Raw genomic sequence first — 250 nt, 5'->3', positions numbered from 1 at the left:
TTGCGCATGGAGGAAGATCAGGCGATCCAGGACCAGATACCCCAGGAATCCTAGGGCCACCGTGCTCATGGTCAGAGCGGCGCCATGATACCTGCTCCCAAGGTCAATAGCTTCCGGCATCAAGTCGAAGAAGGCCACGCCGATGACTGCCCCGGCGCTGAAGCCCAGGATGAGGTGTAATTTGTCCTTGAATCGCAATGCCGCAAGGCCGCCGATCAAAGTGGCCACGAATGCGCAGAGGGCGATGAGG

Annotated in this window: 1 protein-coding gene; it reads right to left on the bottom strand. The window is 59.2% G+C overall.

The features are described from left to right. A partial coding sequence (locus F0L74_RS33575) for a ZIP family metal transporter (RefSeq protein WP_213087196.1) occupies positions 1–250 on the bottom strand: 250 nt, incomplete at both ends.

It is taken from the genome of Chitinophaga agrisoli, from assembly GCF_008386695.1.
Taxonomy (GTDB): Bacteria; Bacteroidota; Bacteroidia; order Chitinophagales; family Chitinophagaceae; genus Chitinophaga; species Chitinophaga agrisoli.
The sequence above is the reverse complement of the archived record's forward strand: the minus strand, read 5'-3'. Positions and strand labels throughout refer to the sequence as shown.